This window comes from Sphingomonas sp. URJC2 (assembly GCF_059803575.1).
The window spans coordinates 2,501-5,766 of the sequence record NZ_JAPFGX010000066.1 but is presented as its reverse complement, the minus strand read 5'-3'; the positions used below and the strand labels follow the sequence as shown (position 1 = coordinate 5,766).

Annotated in this window: 1 tRNA gene and 2 rRNA genes (1 of these 3 cut by a window edge); all 3 read right to left on the bottom strand. The window is 55.8% G+C overall.

The features are described 5' to 3' along the window. Positions 1-239: 239 nt before the first annotated feature. Positions 240-316: transfer RNA gene (locus tag OPU66_RS14590), tRNA-Met, on the bottom strand. A 73-nt stretch (positions 317-389) separates the two neighbouring features. Beyond that, positions 390-504, bottom strand: a 5S ribosomal RNA gene (gene rrf / locus OPU66_RS14585). Positions 505-597: 93 nt separating this feature from the next. Continuing rightward, positions 598-3,266: ribosomal RNA gene (locus OPU66_RS14580) — 23S ribosomal RNA — on the bottom strand; it runs 126 nt beyond the window's last position.

Below are 3,266 nucleotides of genomic sequence, written 5' to 3'. Positions count from 1 at the left end.
GGAAGACTGTCGATCTGAGGCAGACAAGGACCGACGCTGATCGGGGTGCTGATCGGCGGGCGGGCGGGGGTTGGTGCGCGTTGGTGGTTGTTCGGCCCGGCGAGGCATCACGGCGCAGAAGATCTGCGCGATGGCTGCGCTCGGGCCGGCTTGACCACAGGCCAGTGCCGGCGTGCAGAAACGCAAAAAGCCGCCCGTTGGGGCGACCTTGTCTGCGGACTTGGTTCAGCAAGTTGATTTGGTTGCGGGGGCAGGATTTGAACCTGCGACCTTCAGGTTATGAGCCTGACGAGCTACCGGGCTGCTCCACCCCGCGCCAGTATTGGCGATCGGTGTGTACCGGTCGCGAAGATTGTGAATGGGTTTTATCCGAGCGCGCCGGCTTCAAAGCCTGGCGACGACCTACTCTTCCATCGCTTAAGCGATAGTACCATCGGCGCTGTCTGGTTTCACGGCCGAGTTCGGGATGGGATCGGGTGGGTCACAGACGCTATGGCCACCAAGCTATGGAGCCGGCGCGTTCGGAAAGCTTTTTGATCGGTGCCCGTGCAGGCATTCATATATCCGCCATCAGCGCTGTCGTTGATGGTGGGACTCTTCAAGCGCGAATAGAGCAATTAGTATCGGTTAGCTCCATGCGTTACCGCACTTCCACATCCGATCTATCAACGTGGTGGTCTTCCACGGCTCTATGAAGTCTTATCTTGAGGGAGGCTTCCCGCTTAGATGCTTTCAGCGGTTATCCCGTCCATGCATAGCTACCCTGCTGCGCCGTTGGCACGACGACAGGTCCACCAGAGGCATGTTCACCCCGGTCCTCTCGTACTAGGGGCAACTCCTCTCAAACTTCGACGCCCACGGCAGATAGGGACCAAACTGTCTCGCGACGTTCTGAACCCAGCTCACGTACCACTTTAATTGGCGAACAGCCAAACCCTTGGGACCTGCTCCAGCCCCAGGATGTGATGAGCCGACATCGAGGTGCCAAACAACCCCGTCGATATGAGCTCTTGGGGGTTATCAGCCTGTTATCCCCGGCGTACCTTTTATCCGTTGAGCGATGGCCCTTCCACGAGGGACCACCGGATCACTATGACCGACTTTCGTCTCTGCTCGACTTGTCAGTCTCGCAGTCAGGCTGGCTTATGCCATTGCACTCTAACAGACGGTTTCCAACCGTCCTGAGCCAACCTTCGCGCGCCTCCGTTACTCTTTGGGAGGCGACCGCCCCAGTCAAACTACCCGCCACAGAGGGTCCCTGCACCGGATAACGGTGCGAGGTTAGACATTAAACAACAACAGGGTGGTATTTCACTTGTTGGCTCCCCCCAGGCTGGCGCCCGGGCTTCAAAGCCTCCCACCTATGCTACACAGTTCTTGTCCAATGCCACTCTGAAGCTGCAGTAAAGGTGCACGGGGTCTTTCCGTCTAACCGCGGGTACTCCGCATCTTCACGGAGAATTCAATTTCGCTGAGCAGGTGTTGGAGACAGTGGGGAAGTCGTTACGCCATTCGTGCAGGTCGGAACTTACCCGACAAGGAATTTCGCTACCTTAGGACCGTTATAGTTACGGCCGCCGTTTACCGGGGCTTCAATTCAGAGCTTGCACTCCTCCTCTTAACCTTCCGGCACCGGGCAGGCGTCAGACCCTATACGTCGTCTTGAAGCCGACTTAGCAGAGCCCTGTGTTTTTGCTAAACAGTCGCTACCCCCTGGCCTGTGCCCCCCATAAGTGCTTGCGCATATATGGGGCCTCCTTCTTCCGAAGGTACGGAGGCAATTTGCCGAGTTCCTTCAACACCCTTCTCTCAAGCGCCTTGGTATACTCTACCAGCCCACCTGTGTCGGTTTCGGGTACGGTCCATATGGAGGGGCTATTTCCCGGGACAGCTTCGAAGCCAGACCAATCCGTTAAGGCCTGACAACACACGCCATCCGTCACACACCTCCGGGTTCAGGAATATTAACCTGATTCCCATCGACTACCCCCTTCGGGCTCGTCTTAGGGGCCGACTCACCCTGCGCGGATTAGCCTTGCGCAGGAACCCTTGGGCTTTCGGCGACAGTGCATCTCACACTGTTTATCGCTACTCATGTCAGCATTCGCACTTCCGATATCTCCACGGTCGGTTACCCTCCCGCTTCACAGACTTACGGAACGCTCCGCTACCGCTGGATCAAAAGATCCAACCCTAAGCTTCGGTGCACGTCTTGAGCCCCGTTACATCTTCGCCGCAGGAACCCTTATTTAGACCAGTGAGCTGTTACGCTTTCTTTAAAGGATGGCTGCTTCTAAGCCAACCTCCTGGTTGTTTTGGGATTCCCACATGCTTTCCCACTTAGACGTGACTTGGGGACCTTAGCTGTAGGTCAGGGCTGTTTCCCTCTTGACGACGGACCTTAGCACCCGCCGTCTGTCTCCCGGATATCACTCGCTGGTATTCGGAGTTTGGTTAGGTTTGGTAGATCTCGCGACCCCCTAGCCCATCCAGTGCTCTACCCCCAGCGGTGTTCGTCCGAGGCACTACCTCAATAGTTTTCGCGGAGAACCAGCTATTTCCCGGCTTGATTGGCCTTTCACCCCTAAGCACAACTCATCCGGTACCTTTTCAACGGTAATCGGTTCGGACCTCCAGTGGGTGTTACCCCACCTTCATCCTGGTCATGCATAGATCGCCGGGTTTCGGGTCTAATACATCGAACTCAGTCGCCCTATTCAGACTCGCTTTCGCTGCGCCTACACCTATCGGCTTAAGCTTGCTCGATACATTAAGTCACTGACCCATTATGCAAGAGGTACGCGGTCAGGCCACAAGGACCCTCCCACTGCTTGTAGGCATTCGGTTTCAGGTACTGTTTCACTCCCCTCATCGGGGTGCTTTTCACCTTTCCCTCACGGTACTGGTTCACTATCGGTCATGCACGAGTATTTAGGCTTGGAGGGTGGTCCCCCCATGTTCAGACAGGATTTCACGTGTCCCGCCCTACTCAAGTCCTCATTCCTCACTTTCGCATACGGGGCTGTCACCCGCTATGGCCGAACTTTCCAGATCGTTCTGCTAGTTTAGAATGAGGCACTGGCCTGGTCCGCGTTCGCTCGCCACTACTTACGGAATCTCGGTTGATGTCTTTTCCTCCGGGTACTGAGATGTTTCAGTTCTCCGGGTTCGCTTCACCAAAGCTATGTATTCACTAAGGTGATACCTCTAACCCATTTAACTCTGCATCCGGCGAACCGAAGTCAGAGATAAATGGTGAAGGTGGG